Origin of the sequence: Pectobacterium betavasculorum (assembly GCF_000749845.1) — a bacterium.
Lineage (GTDB): Bacteria > Pseudomonadota > Gammaproteobacteria > Enterobacterales > Enterobacteriaceae > Pectobacterium > Pectobacterium betavasculorum.
In genome coordinates this window covers 1-16,744 of sequence record NZ_JQHM01000017.1, presented here as the reverse complement: position 1 = coordinate 16,744, position 16,744 = coordinate 1, and the positions used below count along the sequence as shown (strand labels likewise).

The following is a 16,744-nucleotide window of genomic DNA, read 5'->3' as shown; positions in this document are numbered from 1 at the left end:
ATGAACAAGATGGCCTACTCACGCCGACGTTTCCTGCGCGACAGTACGCTACTCGCGCTGTCGGCACCGTTCTGGAAACCTGCGGTCGCCGCATCTCTTACAGCGGCCTCCAACCAAGCTAGCGATACCGTACCGCAGGTCAGCCTGCGCTGGCTGGACGGACAGGTGCCTCACGCCTTCAGTGGCGTCACCTGGGGCGTACCCTGGCCGCAGGGGGCAGTGCGCAGCGATAGCAACTTCCAGTTACACGGCACCCAGCAGCAGGTTTACGACCTGCAAAGCTGGCCGCTAGCGCGTTGGCCGGACGGTTCGATTAAATGGTCGGCACATGCTCTGAGCGGCGACACACCGCCGGAAGACAAACTCATTCTGCGGCCAACAGCCAAAGCGGGCGCGCCATCGGACGTCGGGATGGTTAGCCAGCACGATCGCGGCTGGACAGTCGATACTGGCCATATTCGCTGCGTGATTCCACGATCAGGCTCCCGCCTGATCGACGAAATCTGGCGGGATAACCGTCTGGCGTTAACCAACGGCAGGCTGGTATTGCGCATGCAGCGCGGTGCGGAGACGGACAGTACAGTGGCGCAGGACACGTATCAGGGCGAGATCGAGACAGTTACGGTGGAGCAAAGTGGGCCGCAGCGCACGGTGATTGCGCTACGCGGCACGCATCATACGCAGCAGCAGAGGGCTAAGCGCATCCCCTTTATTATTCGGCTGTATAGCTATGCGAATACCGACTCGCTACGCGTGGTGCACACTCTGATCTATGACAACGATGACGAGCAGCTCAGCCTGAAAGGGCTTGGGTTAGCGTTCGATATTCCATTACAGGGGGAACTGCACGATCGCCATGTACGTTTCGTCTCGGATCAGGGCGGGATCTTTCGTGAGGCGGTACGCGGCCTGAGCGGACTACGTCGCGATCCCGGTGCAACCGTTATCGCGGCACAGTTGGCCGGACAGGCCACGCCACCGATCGCAGATTTTTCACCGGAGGTCGGCAAACGGCTGGATTACATCCCCGCGTTTGGCAGCTACCGCCTGACTCAGCACCATCCCGACGGTTTCCAGATCCACAAACGCACCGAGGCCGGACAGGGTTGGCTACTTTCCGCCACGGGCGAACGGGCGGCAGGCGTCGGCTATCTCGGCACGCCGAAAGGCGGCGTAGCGTTCGGCCTGCGCAATTTCTGGCAGAGTTACCCCGCCTGTCTGGAAATCGAAAATGCTCACACCGAAGTGGCGACCGTCACGCTGTGGCTGTGGTCGCCGTGGGCGGAACCGATGGATATGCGCTTTTATCATGACGGGCTGGGTCAGGATACCCATGACAAACAGCGCGAAGGTCTGGCGATCACCTATGAGGACTATGAACCGGGCTTCGGCTCGGCGGTCGGCGTAGCACGCACCAGCGAACTGTTTATTGATGTACTGCCCGCGACGCCCGACGCGGAAAACTTGGTGAATCGGGCACGACGTATGCAACAACCGCCACTGCTGGTGGCAGATGCACAGGATTTATACCACGCACAGGCGTTTGGATCGATGTGGGCTCCCGCCTCCGCCGCCACACCTGCACGAACCAGTCTGGAGAAGCAGTTGGGGGCATATTTCGACGCCTACCAGCAGGAGGTCGAGCAGCGAAAATGGTATGGCTTCTGGGATTTCGGTGACGTCATGCATACCTATGACAGTGACCGTCACGTCTGGCGTTATGACGTGGGCGGCTACGCGTGGGATAACTCGGAGCTGAGTACCGATCTGTGGCTCTGGTATTACTTCCTGCACAGCGGGCGCGCCGAGGTGTTTCGTATGGCGGAAGCCATGACACGCCACACCGGTGAGGTCGACGTGCACCATTTGGGACGCTTTAGTCCGTTAGGATCTCGACACAATGTCCGCCACTGGGGCGATAGCGCCAAACAGCTGCGTATTTCTACCGTCGCCAACCGCCGTTTTCTCTACTACCTCACCGCCGATGAACGCATCGGTGAACTGATGGATGAACAAGTTGAGGCGCTGCGCACGCTAGGCACGGTGCTACCGAGCCGCAAAATCGGCCAGACGCATCCCGATAACCCAAACCATATCAGTCTGGGTTTCGGCACCGACTGGGGTGCCGTCTCTGCCGCGTGGCTCACGGCCTGGGAACGTCACGGCAACCCAGCGATGCGTGAACGCTTGCTCAACAGCATGCAGACGCTGGCCGCCCAGCCGCACGGTTTTTTCACGGGCAGCGCCGCCATCAATCCCGATACCGGCAAATTTCTTCCCGCTCCTGCGGATCAGGTGGAAATCTCACATTTGAGTGCAGTTTTTGGTCTGACTGAAATCTGTAGCGAGCTGGTTGAGGTGCTGCCCGATCCCGCCTTTACGCGCGCGTGGCTCGACTACTGTCGGCTGTATAACGATCCAGCCGCATTAAGTGCAGAAGTAGGTAAAACGGTGAAAAAACTCAATCTGGCTCAAGGCCATGCCCGATTGACCGCCTTTGCCGCACGGCAGTTGAATGACCATACGCTGGCGCAGCGCGCGTGGGCAGAATTTACGGCAGGTAGCGGCGGCATTGCCAACCCGACGCTCACGCAACGACACCTGATGCCCCCTGAAGTGCTCTCTCCGATCAACGAGCCGGTGATTGACTCCACCATTGATAAACATTCAGGCAGCACCACGGCATCCAATCTGGCGACCAACGCCGTTGCCCAGTGGGGATTAACCGCCATCGCCCTATTAGCCGTGTTGGATGACATTCCTCCTTCTTCTTAATGCCGCCACCCGACGGCACGTTACAGGACATCATCATGATTGACCCAAGCTGTACTGAAAACACACTCCTCCTCTCACCGCAGGTAAACGACACGCGTGACATTATCGATTCCCCGCACCGTTCGGCGCTTATCTGGTCCACGGATTCCACTGGTCAACCGCTACGCTGGCAGGTGGAGCAGGAAGATCCTGAGCGCACGGCAATCCAGACCACGCCTGAACATCTGACGTTGGAGAGCGCCGCTGGGCTAACGCTCTGGCTGGATGCCCCGCTCTCGGGCACTTATCGCATCGCCTTCACACGAGAGATTCAGGTCGCGGATCGGCCTTATGACCGTGTGTCCGACCTCAATCAGTTCTGGGCTGCACGCGACCTGCATCACCCAAACCTGTTTACCCGGCACGGTAAGCTCAACGACTATGACAGCCTAAACTTGTATTATGTCGGCATGGGCGGCAACTGGAACAGCACCACGCGCTTTCGCTATTACGACGGTTACGGAGAGCGCCTGCTGCTTGGCGAATACACCGATGCCGCGCATCTGCTACGTCCTAATCATCGCTATCGTATCGTGATTGAAGTCGATCGACGGGAAACGCGTTTCTGGGTTGATGATGTGCTTTATTTCCACGCGAGCTATCCGAACACGCCTGCTCCGGGCTATTTCGGCTTTCGGACGGTATTTTCACGTCAGAAAATCAGCGAGTTCAGCATCACTCCGCTGTAGGCGACGCAGGCGCACCGTGCAGGTCACCATCGACCTGCACGAAGGTGTCGATCAGCTTACGCGCCAGCAGAGACAGACGGGCGTCCGCCAGATAAATGATGCCGTAATGGGTATAAAATTCGTCGGTGTTGTCGTCCAGACCCGCAATCTTCAACATATGAATGCCGTGCCTATCAGGCTCATTGAAATGATTGGTCGTCCCAATAGCATCCGAATGGCGCACCACGTCCAACAGGCTATAGCCATTTTCACACTCAATACTGGTGCGAATATCCAGCTTACCGCTCAGTTGCACCAGTGCACGGTGCAGGTTGGGTGGACGAATCGTTGCTGCCAGCGGATAGGAAAAGAACTGCTCGACGGTAATCTCTTCCTGCGCCGCCAGCGGGTGCCCGCTACGACAGCAAAATCCCCAGCGATGCTGGCTCAGCGGCTGGACCCGATAGCGGGTATCGAATTCAAAGTTACGCATGTCCGCCACGATGAAATCCAGTTCTTCGGCCATGAGCCGATGGCCCAGTGCCTGCCAGTTATCAACGCGAAAGACCATCCGCACCTTAGGGTACAGCCGGGAGAAAGCCCCGATCACCTGCGGCATCAGCCAGGCGGCGGGTGCCGGACCACAGCCAAAATTCACTTCGCCCGCTTCTTTCTCATTGAACTGCTGAATATCGTTAAACAGATCGTGTGTCTGATTAATCAAACGGCGTGCATGCTCCAGCACCACCAGCCCTTTCGGCGTCGGTTCTAACTGGTTCATACGATCGATCAGGCGGGTGCCGACGGTCTGCTCCAGCGACTGGATACTGCGGCTGAAAGCGGATTGGGACAGCTTCATCGCCTGTGCCGCCGACGTAAAATTGCGATGCTCAATCAGGGCAATAAAATGGCGCAGTTGGCGAAGATCGATATTCATGGCGGCAATGGGTGTGTCATCAGGACGGAAGGAATTTTCAGGCTAGCAGGTCTGGTCACGCAGAAAAAATAATAAAACCGGTGTTTATATGCTCACTAGTTATATATCTAAGGCGGTTGATGTAATGGGGGAAGCAACGGAGATAGCATCTCCACTTAGTGCTGTCTCTTGATCATATGTTTTATGTAACTTGGGGAATAGTTTCGTGCGCGATAATGACGTTATTTTTATGCTACCTCGTAGCACGCGCCCGACACGGGACGGCTCAAACGCCGCTCGCCCCGTGACCCCAGGCTTTCCTAGATCAGAACAGCTTTTTCGCCGTCTCTAACCAGTCGCCTTTGAAAGGACGCTTCATGTTCTCGATGGCGTCCACGATGTCGTGGTGCACCATTTTTTCATTCTGGATACCGACACAGCGGCCACCGTAGCCTTGCTGTAGCAGCTCAATCGAATAGGCACCCATGCGGGAAGCCAGAATACGGTCATACGCGACCGGCGAACCGCCGCGCTGAATGTGACCGAGTACAGTCGCACGGGTCTCACGTCCCGTTTCTTGCTCAATATATTTCGCCAGCTCATCGACGTCGCATACCAGCTCGGTGATTGCCACAATCGCGTGCTTTTTACCTTTCTCGATGCCCGCTTTGATTTCGCTAACCAGATCTTCCGGGCTGAACGGCACTTCCGGCAGGACGATAAACTCACAGCCGCCAGCAATCGCTGCCGCCAGCGTCAGGTCACCACAGTGGCGTCCCATGACTTCAACAATGGAAATACGCTGGTGGGAAGAGGAGGTATCGCGCAGGCGGTCAATCGCTTCCAGCACGGTTTCCAGCGCGGTGAAGTAACCGATGGTGTAGTCTGTACCCGCCACGTCGTTATCGATCGTGCCCGGCAACCCGATACAGGGAAAGCCCATTTCCGTCAGACGTTTGGCACCCATATAAGAACCATCACCGCCGATAACCACCAGCGCATCCAGACCGCGTCTCTTCATGTTTTCCACGCAGACCTGACGCACGGCTTCATCACGGAACTGTGGGAAGCGCGCGGAACCAAGAAACGTACCGCCCCGGTTAATCACATCCGATACGCTGTAGCGATCCAACTGCTCCATGCGATCTTCGTACAAGCCCTGATAGCCATCATAAATGCCGTAGACTTCCAGCCCTTCCGACAATGCAGCACGAACCACACCACGAATTGCCGCATTCATACCTGGTGCATCGCCACCGCTCGTCAACACTCCGATTCTTCTAATCATGACAACCTCTGGACCTGTAGATGTAATTTTGCAGGATTCTTCTATCGTAAATTCACCGCCGCCGTTACACAGGCAGCAACGCCTTATTCTTTTATTAGCATATTATAACAAACACCCGAAGCTGAATTGATTCAGGTCAGGCTAAATTGTGTATAAATTTTCATGACCAATCACGTTTTTAACATAAATGCTGAAAACACCACCAGCTACGCCGTCAACCTCCCACGCTGATTTTCCGGTACAGCGGAAACCGGATCCTGATGGATAATAATATCAGCCCCTGGAAATTGTTTACGTAAGGCCTGTTCCAGTTCATCGGCGATTTGATGCGCCTCAACCAGCGGCAGAGCGTCATCCATTTCCAGATGCAGCTGAATAAAGCGCGTCTGTCCTGAACGTCGGGTGCGCAACGCATGTGCGCCGCGAATATCCGGCCAGTTCACAATCACCTCAGTAATAGCGCGATGCTCGTCATCCGGCAGCGCACGATCCAGCAGCGACTGCACGGCGTCGTACCCCATACGCAGTGCGCTATATAAAATATAGCCGCCAATACCCAACGCAAAGAGGGAATCGGCGTGCGTAATGCCTCTCCAACTGAGCGCCAACGCTACCAGAATGGCTCCATTCATCAACAGGTCAGACTGATAATGCAGCATATCCGCCCGTACCGCCTGACTGTGCGTGCGCTTGACCACCCAGCGTTGGAACGACACCAGCAGCAGCGTAGCCACCAGCGCAATGAGTGTCACCCACATGCCGACTTCCGGCGCGTGCAGCGTCTGTGGCTCCAGCGAATGTTGTAGCCCCGTTAGGATCAGGAACAGCGCCGAACCGGAAATAAACATGCTCTGCGCCAGCGCAGCTAGCGATTCTGCCTTACCGTGGCCGAACGCATGTTCAGTATCTGCTGGCTGCAACGAATAGCGCACCACCAGCAGGTTCACCAATGATGCGGCGATATCCACCAGCGAATCAACCAGCGATGCCAACAGGCTGACCGAACCGGTATGCCACCAGGCAAGCACTTTCATCACAAACAGCACCAGCGCAACGGTCGTTGCACTCACCGCCGCCAGCGTCACCAGACGCGCATAGTGTGGATTCATCATGCCCTCACAGAAAACAGATCGTCTGGGTCGCTGCCCGTATTCAGTTCGTTAATGATGTTTTTAACACACGGGAATAGCGAACAAACGTAAAAATACAGCACACCGTCGCCAGTATTGCCATCGCAGAGCCAATGTAGCCGATATCAGGCAGTCCCAGATGAACAATCACCTGATTACCAAGCAGCGCGCCGCCGCCGATCCCGATATTATAAATCCCCGAATAGAGTGCCATCGCCACGTCGGTTGCATCCGATGCCAGCGTTAATACTTTGACCTGCATGCCCAGACTCAGCGCCATAATGGCGATCCCCCAGACGATACACAGCGTCGACAGGCTCCAAGCGCTGAACGACAAGGGCAGCAATAACAGCAAACACACCGCCAGAAACGCGAACGACACAATCAGGAAGCCCGCCGGATACGTGCTGCTGTAGCGGCTAAACAACATGCTGCCAATGATTCCAGCACCGCCAAAAATTAATAGCAGGATGGTCGTGAAGTTTTCACTCAGCAATGCGACTTTCTGAATAAACGGCTCGATGTAACTGTAGGCGGTAAAATGCGCCGTTACGATCATGACGGTCAGGCCGTACACGCACAGTAAAGCCGGACGTTTAAGCAGTAGAGGCAGGCTCTTCAATGAACCAGAGTTACTGCTCGGCAACACGGGCAGGAGCTTTATCAGGCCTAGCATAATCACCGCAGCGATCAGGCCAATAAGGACAAACGTCACGCGCCAACCCAGATACTGCCCGACGACACGCCCTAACGGTAACCCCAGTACCAGAGCCAGCGCCGTTCCGGTCGCCAGCAGGCTCAACGCCTGCGCTTTTTTATCCGCAGGCGCCAGACGTACCACCAACGATGCCGTAATCGACCAGAATACCGCATGAGACAGCGCCACACCGATACGAGCCATGACCAGTACCCAATAATTCCAGGCCAGACCGGACAACACATTACTGATGGCGAACAGGATAAAGATTTTGATCAGCAGGCTGCGCCGTTCCATATCGCTGGACAGCAGCATGCAGGGCAGCGACATCAGCCCAACCACCCAGGCATAAATCGTAATGATCAGCCCAACCTGCGCGGCGCTCATGGAAAAACTGGCGGCAATGTCTGACAGTAGCGCAACAGGGGCAAACTCAGCGGTGTTAAAAATGAATGCCGCCAGAGAAAGGCTGACGACGCGTAACCAGGCGGTCGAACGGGGAGAACGGGTCATGGTATTGACATCAAAAGTTAAAATAAAAGAATGCGCCGCCCGCTGTCAGGCAGAGACTCACGCGGTGAAGCAATAGTACAGGGAAAGTATGACATCGCCATGTAACGGCGAGCGGCCAACGGTGTTTCAGCGTGCTTTTATGAAGATGTCGCCAAAAGTCTGAAGACAGGTCAGGGAACATTCATGAGCATCATTTTTGATGGTCATATTCTACGCGTTACCACTCCCTTACGCTGTCTTTTTTCGTGCCGAATTTTAGGCAAAAAAAAGCCCTCCATCATGGAGGGCAAAAAGACAGGGATGGTGTCTATGGCAAGGAAAAACAGGGTGTGTACCTACTACACATTACTACTCGGACTGCACTACGTTACAACTTACTACACTCACGCGACTACTCGGGATGACTTGCTGTACCTGATGATGGCGCGGCCATCTGGTTAAACATGGATATCTGCTGCTGCATCTCTTTCATGCGTTGCTTATGCTTCAGCTCTAAGATCTCTTTCTGCGCTGGCGTCAGCAGGTTGTACATTTGGTTGCGCACTCGGGTCATCTGAATCTGACGCTCAATTTGCACACCCATCATTCGGGTTATCTGCGCTCGCACCGCCGCTTCATCAAACGTTTCTGCCGTCACCAGCTTGTGCATGGCTTTAACATCTTCGGCATTAAACGCCGGTTTGTCCTGACGACTCTGGTGCATCAAATCACGCATCTGCTGACGCTGTTGCTCTGTCAGCCTCACGCCATCGAACATACCTTGCTGGCCGGGTGCCCCTTTTGTGGCGGAATCATCGATATGCCAGCCGCTCGCCGGGGCGTCTCCACTTTCTGCTGCAAAGGCGGTAAAAGTGCCTAACATAAGCAGTGAAGCAAGAGATAAGGTTGCGAACTGTTGCATCAATAACTCTCCAGAGCGGTACGTCATTTTGTGAATCAATGAGCATGAGTCTACGCATCTTGCTGCAAACATGCGTCAGAGGATGTAAAACTACGTAAAGTCATGGAATAGCGCTAATCTATGTCGTATTTTGCCCTTGGAGGTAGAGAAAACATGAATAAAATTCTGCTGGTTGATGACGATAGAGAGCTGACTGCTTTATTGAAAGAGTTGCTCGAAATGGAAGGTTTTAACGTCGTTGTCGCCTACGACGGCGAGCAAGCCCTACAGGTATTAGATAACACCATTGACCTGTTATTACTGGATGTGATGATGCCGAAGAAAAACGGTATCGATACATTAAAAGAACTACGACAGCAGCATCAAACACCGGTCATCATGTTGACCGCCCGCGGCAGTGAACTGGACCGCGTTCTTGGTCTGGAACTGGGTGCAGATGATTATCTGCCGAAGCCTTTTAACGACAGAGAACTGGTGGCGCGGATTCGCGCGATTCTTCGCCGTTCCAACTGGACCGATCAACAGCAGGCAGGCGATAACAGCGCGCCGACGCTGGAAGTCGACGGCCTGCGTCTGAACCCCGGACGGCAGGAAGCCAGCTTTGACGATATCGTGCTGGATTTGACGGGCACGGAGTTCACGCTGCTCTATCTGCTGGCACAGCGGCTGGGACAGGTGGTTTCGCGCGAACATTTAAGTCAGGAAGTGCTGGGGAAACGACTGACGCCGTTTGACCGTGCGATCGATATGCATATCTCGAACCTGCGGCGTAAATTGCCAGAACGTAAGGATGGCTTACCCTGGTTTAAAACGCTGCGTGGACGAGGCTATTTGATGGTATCGGCTGCATGATCAATAGTTTGACCGCCCGTATCTTTGCCATTTTTTGGTTAACGCTGGCGCTGGTACTCATGCTGGTACTGATGGTGCCCAAGCTGGACTCGCGCCAGCTTACCGCCCTGCTGGAAAATGAGCAGCGGCAGGGCATCATGCTGGAACAGCACATTGAAGCAGACCTCGCCAACACACCAGCCAACGATCTGCGCTGGTGGTTGCGGCTGTTTTGGGTGCTGGAAAAGTGGGCTCCGCCGGGGCAACGTCTTTTCCTGGTCACCAGCGAAGGTCGTATTTTCGGCGCAGAGAAGCACGAAACCCCGATCGTGCGTAATTTTATCGGGCTGTCAGATAACGCCGACCATCCGCAAAAGAAGAATTATGGCCGCATTGAGCTTCTCGGTCCCTTTGCAATCCGCGATGGTGATGACAACTACCAGCTTTACTTGATTCGTCCTGCCAGCAGTCCGCAGTCCGATTTTATTAGTCTGCTGTTTGACCGCCCTTTGCTGCTGCTGATCTTCACGATGCTGATCAGTTCACCGCTGTTGCTTTGGCTCGCCTGGAGCCTGGCGAAACCCGCACGTAAGCTCAAACACGCTGCCGACGAAGTCGCCAAAGGCAACTTACGTCAGCATCCTGAGTTAGAGTCCGGCCCGCAGGAGTTTCTGGCGACGGGCGTCAGCTTTAACCAGATGGTTAGCGCGCTGGAGCGAATGGTTACCGCACAGCAACGGCTGCTGTCGGATATCTCTCACGAGCTGCGCACGCCGCTGACACGCTTACAGTTGGCGACGGCGCTGCTGCGTCGGCGTCAAGGTGAAGGCAATGAGCTGAACCGCATTGAGATGGAAACGCAGCGGCTCGACAGCATGATTAACGATCTGCTGGTACTCTCACGTAATCAACACAAGAACGAACTGACCCGTGAGTTCCTGCGTGCCGATGAACTGTGGGGCGATGTGCTGGACGATGCCGCCTTTGAAGCCGAGCAGATGGGCAAAACGCTGGAAGTGCCCTATCCTCCGGGACCGTGGACACTCTTTGGCAACCCTGCCTCGCTCGACAGTGCGTTAGAAAATATCGTGCGCAACGCGCTACGCTATTCCCACAACCACATCGAAGTGGCCTTCTCAGTGGATAATCAGGGCATCACCATCAAAGTGGATGACGATGGCCCCGGCGTTAGCCCGGAAGATCGTGAACAGATTTTCCGCCCCTTCTACCGTACGGATGAAGCACGTGACCGCGCATCTGGCGGAAGCGGTTTAGGGCTTGCCATCGTGGAAACCGCCATTATGCAGCACAAAGGCTGGGTAAAAGCGGAGGACAGCCCACTAGGCGGGTTACGCTTAATCATCTGGCTGCCGTTGCATCAGCGATAAATCAGGCAAAATCGTTCCTACCGCAACATCCTCTCAGGTGCCCGCACGGGCACCTGTCACATTATGCTTATCTCCCCAGCATTGAGTTTTTTACGCGATTGCGTAGAGTGATCCCACTCATGCCGAAAACAGGCAAGACCCGTGTTGAATGAAGGATACTAACCATGAAAGGAGTAGCGCTGCTGGCTGGCGTACTGAGCGCGTTAATGAGCAGTCAGGCATTCAGTTCCAGCGATGGAGTTTGCGGCTTTTCCGACTCAGAATGTGGCGTATCCGCCCTACCCTATTTGCAGCCGGGCAACGACACGCGTGCTAATCTGATGCTGCTGCAAAGTCGCCTTCATAACATGTCGCTTCCGTTACCCCACCCTTTACCCGATCAAACGCGTTCACGTATCGACCCTTTCACGGCCTACAGAGTCATGGGGATTGCGGCCACGGAAGCGGTTTTGCCGTCGGGGGAAGATGTCACAGCAGATGCGCCTTACCTTTCAACGCTCAACAAAGCAAAGCGACTCAATCTTCCTTTACCCGTTCAGGGCACTATTTCCACGTTTTCGGCTGACGATAACGAAGGACGGCATATTTCCAATGATCTCTCCACGCTGGAAGCATTTTTTGACGTATTGCTGGCTGATACACAGCTCACTGATGAGCAGCGCACGCTGCTGGCACATCAGCGTGTGAATCTCCTCAACGCGCTTTATGCAAAAGAGGCGCTGGTAGCCGGCCTCACCAGTTTGCCGGATGAGGGGCATGCTGGCGCACTCAAGCAATATCTGGTCACAGTTCTGGCGTTTTATCAGGGCCACTTCGATGAGGCAGAAAGCGGATTTCAGGCGTTAACGTCTTCACCGCAGCCGTGGGTCGCGGAAACCTCACGCTATATGTTGATTCGTGTGGCAATCAATAAAGCCATGGAAAACGCGCTAGATGAATACAACATGTTCGATGCCAGCAAAGCCGATAAAGCCGCCGCACAACTGGCCGTTCAGCAGATTGGCGACTATCTGAAACAGTATCCAGACGGGCAATACATCGAATCCGCTAACGGGTTATACCGCCGCGCTTACTGGATAATGGACGATGTGAATGCCTTAGCGAAAACGTACCAACACGAGTTGGACAATACCTCCGACGTCGAAACCCTCCTTGAGTTGAGCGATGAGATCGACAACAAGCTGCTGGAAAATCGGCAGTTCACCAGTGCACCGGGCAGTGCGCCGTTGACGATGGTGCAAGATCTCAAACGCTTGCGTTCAGATGAAGGATGGATGGTATTACCCGCATTATCCACTGATGAGCTGACCGCGCAGAAGCCGCTGTTCGAGCAGGACAACATGCAGGAAGCGTTCAGCTACCTTCAGGCAGCGCAGCTGTTTTATGGTCAAAAAGATTACACCGCCGTGGTTAACAGCGTTCCCGCGACACAGGCGAACGATCTGACAGATACCGTGCGTTTCAGCCTGCAAGTATTACGCGGTCGAGCGCTGGTACGTCTGGAGCGTTGGGATGAGGCTGAAGCGCACTGGCGTCAGTTGTTAACGCACAATATGGGATATAGCCAAAATCAGTTCCTACAGCTGGCACTGGCGGAAACGTTGGTCAAAGCGGGACACCCGGAGCGCATCTTTACCGCTGACAGCCCGGTGAAGAATCTGCGTTTTCGTTCTGCGGTGCTGAAAACCAGCGCTAACGCCGATCTGCTCCGTCAGCAAACTGGCTCACAGCAAACCCATGAAGAACGGGCTATCGCGCTACATACGCTATTAACTAAATCACTGACCCACGGTGATTACGCCAGCTATCTCAAAGATGTTAAGTTGAGAAAAGACATCACGCCGCTGGTCAGCAGCGAAAACCAGAGTTGGAATCAGGAAGATTTGACGGCATTTGACTGGGACGGCAGCGACACCGAGGAAGGCTACCAGTGTCCAGCGCTGGGAGACGTGGTCACGACGCTGAACCAGCGTCCTAATGATGCCCGCGCGATTAACTGCCTCGGCGAGTTTTTCCTCCGCACCAATAACAGCGTGGATTTCGACTGGGGTGAAAGCACTATGCTGAGCGGACTCACCAATGCACCTACCCAGTTCGCGGGCACTGAATATAATCGTCTGGATGGTTATGTACGGGTGATAGCCGATCCAAAAGCGCCGCCGGAAGACAAGACTTACGCCCTGTATCGCGCGGTCTACTGCTATGCGCCAAGCGGCTATAACGACTGTGGCCCACAGGAAATCAGCAAGGCAACGCGTAAAGCCTGGTTTACCCAACTGAAAACCAAGTACAAAGGCAGCGAGTGGGCAGAAAAGCTCGATTATTACTGGTAACGCCGTTAATTGCCTTGGCTGGCCTGCTCTCGTTCTGTACGCAGGCCGCTTCCGTTAACGTTGCACTTTCAGCCATCAACACGGCCCCCACCATCGTCGATGCGACACGCTATCAGGATTTCTGGCTGTGGGCAGCGGTGCGACCACAGCCGATTCTGCATCAGGCACAGACGCTGTATCTGCATCAGGGAGAAATCGCCCGCCGTCAGGGCAAAGTCGTTTTCCTGCGTCAGGGGATTCCGCCCAGCCAGCTGCGCGTTAACCGCGTCTGGCTGGCTTTCCGTATGACCACGCTGGAGCTTTCCGATCGTCACCTGAACCGGATACTAAAGTTACGGGAAAAGTGGCGGCGCCACGGCAATCAAGTTGTCGGAATCCAGATCGATTTTGACGCGAAAAGTTATCAACTGGCAGGCTATGTCGCATTTCTGACACAGTTGCGCAAGCGTTTACCCGAAGATTGTCAGCTCAGTATCACGGGTTTGCTCGACTGGTCGAAAACCGGTGATGTCTCTGCGCTGAACCGCTTACAGGGTAAGTTGGATGAAGTGGTGGTGCAGACCTATCAGGGGCGCAGCACCATTACCCACTACGCCGAGTACCTGCCCGCGCTGATGAAGCTGACTCTGCCTTTCCGGGTGGGGCTGGTACAAAACGGCAAGTGGGAGCAACAGTGGCAACAACGCCTTGCCACTTCACCGTATTATCGCGGAGAAGTGGTATTTTTGGTGAATCCGCTATCGAAGAAATCACCATCGCGCAGCAGTAGAACAGAGTAGCTACATGTAACTACAGCTAACTACAGGCAGCCACCAAAACCATTTTGCCGCCAGGCTTCATAGCTGATGATCGCTACCGCATTGGACAGATTCAGGCTGCGGCTGTCGGACTGCATTGGAATGCGGATACGAAAATCTGACTCGAAGCCGTTGCGAATCTCGTCTGGTAGCCCTGACGTTTCCGATCCAAACAGCAACACATCGCCCGGCTGGTAGGTCGGCTGATCGTAGGGACGGCTGCCTTTAGTCGTACAGGCGAAGATACGTTTTCCGGGAACCGCGGCCAGAAAATCCTGATAGTTTTTATGACGGCTGACGTTCGCTAGGTCATGGTAATCCAGTCCTGCGCGGCGCAGTTTCTTCTCTTCAAAATCAAACCCTAGCGGTTCAATTAAATGAAGCGTACAGCCGTTGTTGGCAGACAATCGGATAATATTGCCGGTGTTCGGTGCAATTTTAGGCTCATAGAGCGCGATATGGAACATGAGATAGCGTCAACCACGAAGAAAAATTCCGCCGCAGTATAACGCATTCCCACAGGGCAACCCAAAACCTGTGCACGCAGGATTGCGGATTACTCTGCACGACGTTTTCATCCACAGCGATTACACTTGATCTTACGGAAAAAGGCGTTCGAGCAGCGATAATGGATAGATCGTAAAGACGCTGTGAATACATCCCTGTACGCTCGGATTGCGCCATCCATGGCGCAAACGCTTTACTCTTCTATCTCATTATCGCTGTTTGCGTTTCACAAATGGCTTATCGACAGGCCGAAGGCTTGTGTGGAGGTTTAATGAAACACCCTAAGACATTATTGGCCTGTGCTGTGCTGCTCGGCCTGCCGCTTCTGGCAAGCGCTAACACGCCGCAAGCGCCCACACCTCAGCAGCAGTTTGAGAACGGCATCAGCAGCCAGAAACAGTTGCAGCAGAATATGCAGCAGAGCCAGAAATTGCAGCAACAGCAATTGAATCAGCAGCTCCAGCAGCGCAATCAGCAGTTGCAACAACAGCGCCAGCAGCAGCTACAGAAGGATTTACAGCGCTCACAGAGAACCACACCACCGCCGCCGATTAAACAGAACCCCTGATCAACGGGTCTGCTCTTTTGATTTTTATTATCTTACGCGCGTAAAGAATTACGCTGAGGTGGGCGTGACCGCCGGATGAGCGGCATGGACGCCGCGAAAAGCCGGGGGTCACGGGGCGGCGGCGATTGAGCCGCACCGTGTCGGGCGCATGCGACAACGGTTGCAGAAAACCACGAGAGCAAACGCGCACGAAACATTACATAACACTAACAGAGTGCCTAACCACAGGCTTCCTCAGCCAAGCGTGGATGGCTATAGCCGCACACCCATCAGCGTCAGAATCAACGGCGTGGTTAATGCCGCCATCGCCGTTGATAGCAACAGGCTCGATGCCACCGGGCCGCCCAGTACATCGAACTGGCGCGACATCAGATAAACGTTAACGCCCACCGCCATCGACCCAAGCAGCACGACCGCACGCGTCTCCATTTCCGGCAGGCCAAGCGCGACGGCAATCCCCCAGATCACCAGCGGCTGAACCAGCAGTTTGATCGTGCAAATCGCGGTGCTGATCTGCCAGCCGTCGCGCACGCGGTATTCCGCCAGCCCCATTCCCAGCGCCACCAGCGACAGCGGCGCGGCAATCTGCCCCAGCATGGCAAGCGGCTGATCGACATACGACGGCAACGGTAAGCCCGTCAGGCTGAATACCGTACCGGACAAGATGCCGATAATCAGCGGGTTCTTCAGCACGCCTAGTGCGGTTTTGGTAAAGCCCTGTAGCGACAGCGCCCCATTACGCGCCCATTCCACCGACACCGTTACCAACGTCCACAGAATAAGTCCGTTAAACACCACGACCAGCGCGACGGACGGAATTGCCTCTTCACCCAGCATTAGTGTGGCAATCGGCAGTCCCAGCATCACGTTGTTGGAGAAGATGCCGCTTAGTGCGAAAAGCGAACCGGAGACACCGTCGAGATGAAAAACTTTACGCGCCACAATACGGCCAAGAACAAACACCAGCAGGCAGCCGCCGAAAAAAGCGATCAGCAGCCGGGCATCCACCACCGGGCGTTTGGAGAAATCCGACATCAGGCGGAACAGCATCGCGGGCATTGCCACAGAGAAGACAAAGCGCGTCATGCCATCGGTCACGGTGGTCGGCCATTTACCGTAGCGAATCAGGCTATAGCCGAGCGCGATAAGAACGAAGAGAGGTAACGACAGAAAAATCTGGTGCCAAAGCGAAACAATAAATGCAGGCATGAAGCCACTTCCTTATTACCGGCACCGAGTCAGAAAGGGGATCCGTTATTACGGAGATATACCCTAAATAATTCGAGTTGCGTGAAGGCGGCAACTGCGAGAATCCCCAGGAGCTTACTCAGGTAAGTGACTGGGGTGAGCAAAGGCAGCCAACGCACAAGCAGCTTGAAGTATGACGGGTATA

General features: G+C 54.7%; 14 protein-coding genes. 7 read left to right on the top strand and 7 right to left on the bottom strand.

What is annotated here, in order from left to right:
* Positions 1-2,775 (top strand): exo-rhamnogalacturonan lyase family protein, encoded by a 2,775-nt coding sequence (locus KP22_RS19005; RefSeq protein WP_039307836.1) that lies wholly within the window; start codon positions 1-3, stop codon positions 2,773-2,775.
* Complete coding sequence (locus KP22_RS19000) at positions 2,775-3,503, top strand: DUF6250 domain-containing protein (RefSeq protein ID WP_039307839.1); 729 nt, start codon at positions 2,775-2,777, stop codon at positions 3,501-3,503. The genes KP22_RS19005 and KP22_RS19000 overlap by 1 nt, the downstream gene beginning before the upstream one ends.
* Here KP22_RS19000 and KP22_RS18995 read toward each other — a convergent pair.
* The 5 genes from KP22_RS18995 to cpxP form a co-directional block, all read right to left on the bottom strand.
* A complete protein-coding gene (locus KP22_RS18995) occupies positions 3,490-4,419 on the bottom strand; it encodes a LysR family transcriptional regulator (protein ID WP_039307841.1) in 930 nt (309 codons plus the stop codon). The genes KP22_RS19000 and KP22_RS18995 overlap by 14 nt on opposite strands.
* A 304-nt stretch (positions 4,420-4,723) precedes the next feature.
* Positions 4,724-5,686 carry a 6-phosphofructokinase gene (pfkA, locus tag KP22_RS18990; RefSeq protein ID WP_039307844.1) on the bottom strand — a complete coding sequence of 321 codons (963 nt, stop codon included), beginning with the start codon at positions 5,684-5,686 and terminating at the stop codon, positions 4,724-4,726.
* 206 nt (positions 5,687-5,892) lie between these two features.
* A complete protein-coding gene (fieF, locus tag KP22_RS18985; protein ID WP_039307847.1) occupies positions 5,893-6,795 on the bottom strand; it encodes a CDF family cation-efflux transporter FieF in 903 nt (300 codons plus the stop codon).
* Between the two features lie 43 nt (positions 6,796-6,838).
* Positions 6,839-8,026 carry a sugar transporter gene (locus tag KP22_RS18980; protein ID WP_039307849.1) on the bottom strand — a complete coding sequence of 396 codons (1,188 nt, stop codon included), beginning with the start codon at positions 8,024-8,026 and terminating at the stop codon, positions 6,839-6,841.
* Between the two features lie 391 nt (positions 8,027-8,417).
* Positions 8,418-8,927 carry a cell-envelope stress modulator CpxP gene (gene cpxP, locus KP22_RS18975; RefSeq protein WP_039307852.1) on the bottom strand — a complete coding sequence of 170 codons (510 nt, stop codon included), beginning with the start codon at positions 8,925-8,927 and terminating at the stop codon, positions 8,418-8,420.
* Positions 8,928-9,080: 153 nt separating this feature from the next.
* On the opposite strand from cpxP, the gene cpxR reads away from it, so the two are divergent.
* The 4 genes from cpxR to KP22_RS18955 all read left to right on the top strand — a co-directional run bounded on the left by cpxR (position 9,081) and on the right by KP22_RS18955 (position 14,258).
* Positions 9,081-9,779 (top strand): envelope stress response regulator transcription factor CpxR, encoded by a 699-nt coding sequence (gene cpxR / locus KP22_RS18970; RefSeq protein ID WP_010281574.1) that lies wholly within the window; start codon positions 9,081-9,083, stop codon positions 9,777-9,779.
* On the top strand, positions 9,776-11,146 hold the full coding sequence (cpxA, locus tag KP22_RS18965) for an envelope stress sensor histidine kinase CpxA (protein WP_039307855.1): 1,371 nt from the start codon (positions 9,776-9,778) through the stop codon (positions 11,144-11,146). The genes cpxR and cpxA overlap by 4 nt, the downstream gene beginning before the upstream one ends.
* A gap of 164 nt (positions 11,147-11,310) precedes the next feature.
* A complete protein-coding gene (locus KP22_RS18960; RefSeq protein ID WP_039325799.1) occupies positions 11,311-13,479 on the top strand; it encodes a PA5441 family protein in 2,169 nt (722 codons plus the stop codon).
* The gene (locus tag KP22_RS18955) at positions 13,449-14,258 is read left to right on the top strand and encodes a DUF3142 domain-containing protein (protein ID WP_039325798.1); all 810 of its coding nucleotides are present in this window, start codon (positions 13,449-13,451) and stop codon (positions 14,256-14,258) included. The genes KP22_RS18960 and KP22_RS18955 overlap by 31 nt, the downstream gene beginning before the upstream one ends.
* A gap of 20 nt (positions 14,259-14,278) precedes the next feature.
* Here the strand turns inward: KP22_RS18955 and KP22_RS18950 are convergent, their stop codons facing one another.
* A complete protein-coding gene (locus KP22_RS18950; protein ID WP_039325796.1) occupies positions 14,279-14,743 on the bottom strand; it encodes a tRNA (cytidine(34)-2'-O)-methyltransferase in 465 nt (154 codons plus the stop codon).
* A 311-nt stretch (positions 14,744-15,054) separates the two neighbouring features.
* Between KP22_RS18950 and KP22_RS18945 the strand changes: the two genes are divergently transcribed.
* Entirely contained in the window at positions 15,055-15,351 is a 297-nt protein-coding gene (locus KP22_RS18945; protein ID WP_039307868.1) for a hypothetical protein, read from the top strand.
* A gap of 252 nt (positions 15,352-15,603) precedes the next feature.
* Here the strand turns inward: KP22_RS18945 and KP22_RS18940 are convergent, their stop codons facing one another.
* Positions 15,604-16,560, bottom strand: coding sequence for an AEC family transporter (locus KP22_RS18940; RefSeq protein WP_012821968.1), 957 nt, complete (start codon positions 16,558-16,560; stop codon positions 15,604-15,606).
* Positions 16,561-16,744: the final 184 nt, after the last annotated feature.

Bases quoted from the DNA above. Each gene is read 5' to 3' on its own strand.
- KP22_RS19005 (WP_039307836.1), top strand. From the start codon at position 1: ATGAACAAGATGGCCTACTCACGCCGACGTTTCCTGCGCGACAGTACG.
- KP22_RS19000 (WP_039307839.1), top strand. From the start codon at position 2,775: ATGCCGCCACCCGACGGCACGTTACAGGACATCATCATGATTGACCCA.
- KP22_RS18995 (WP_039307841.1), bottom strand. From the start codon at position 4,419: ATGAATATCGATCTTCGCCAACTGCGCCATTTTATTGCCCTGATTGAG.
- pfkA (WP_039307844.1), bottom strand. From the start codon at position 5,686: ATGATTAGAAGAATCGGAGTGTTGACGAGCGGTGGCGATGCACCAGGT.
- fieF (WP_039307847.1), bottom strand. From the start codon at position 6,795: ATGAATCCACACTATGCGCGTCTGGTGACGCTGGCGGCGGTGAGTGCA.
- KP22_RS18980 (WP_039307849.1), bottom strand. From the start codon at position 8,026: ATGACCCGTTCTCCCCGTTCGACCGCCTGGTTACGCGTCGTCAGCCTT.
- cpxP (WP_039307852.1), bottom strand. From the start codon at position 8,927: ATGCAACAGTTCGCAACCTTATCTCTTGCTTCACTGCTTATGTTAGGC.
- cpxR (WP_010281574.1), top strand. From the start codon at position 9,081: ATGAATAAAATTCTGCTGGTTGATGACGATAGAGAGCTGACTGCTTTA.
- cpxA (WP_039307855.1), top strand. From the start codon at position 9,776: ATGATCAATAGTTTGACCGCCCGTATCTTTGCCATTTTTTGGTTAACG.
- KP22_RS18960 (WP_039325799.1), top strand. From the start codon at position 11,311: ATGAAAGGAGTAGCGCTGCTGGCTGGCGTACTGAGCGCGTTAATGAGC.
- KP22_RS18950 (WP_039325796.1), bottom strand. From the start codon at position 14,743: ATGTTCCATATCGCGCTCTATGAGCCTAAAATTGCACCGAACACCGGC.
- KP22_RS18945 (WP_039307868.1), top strand. From the start codon at position 15,055: ATGAAACACCCTAAGACATTATTGGCCTGTGCTGTGCTGCTCGGCCTG.
- KP22_RS18940 (WP_012821968.1), bottom strand. From the start codon at position 16,560: ATGCCTGCATTTATTGTTTCGCTTTGGCACCAGATTTTTCTGTCGTTA.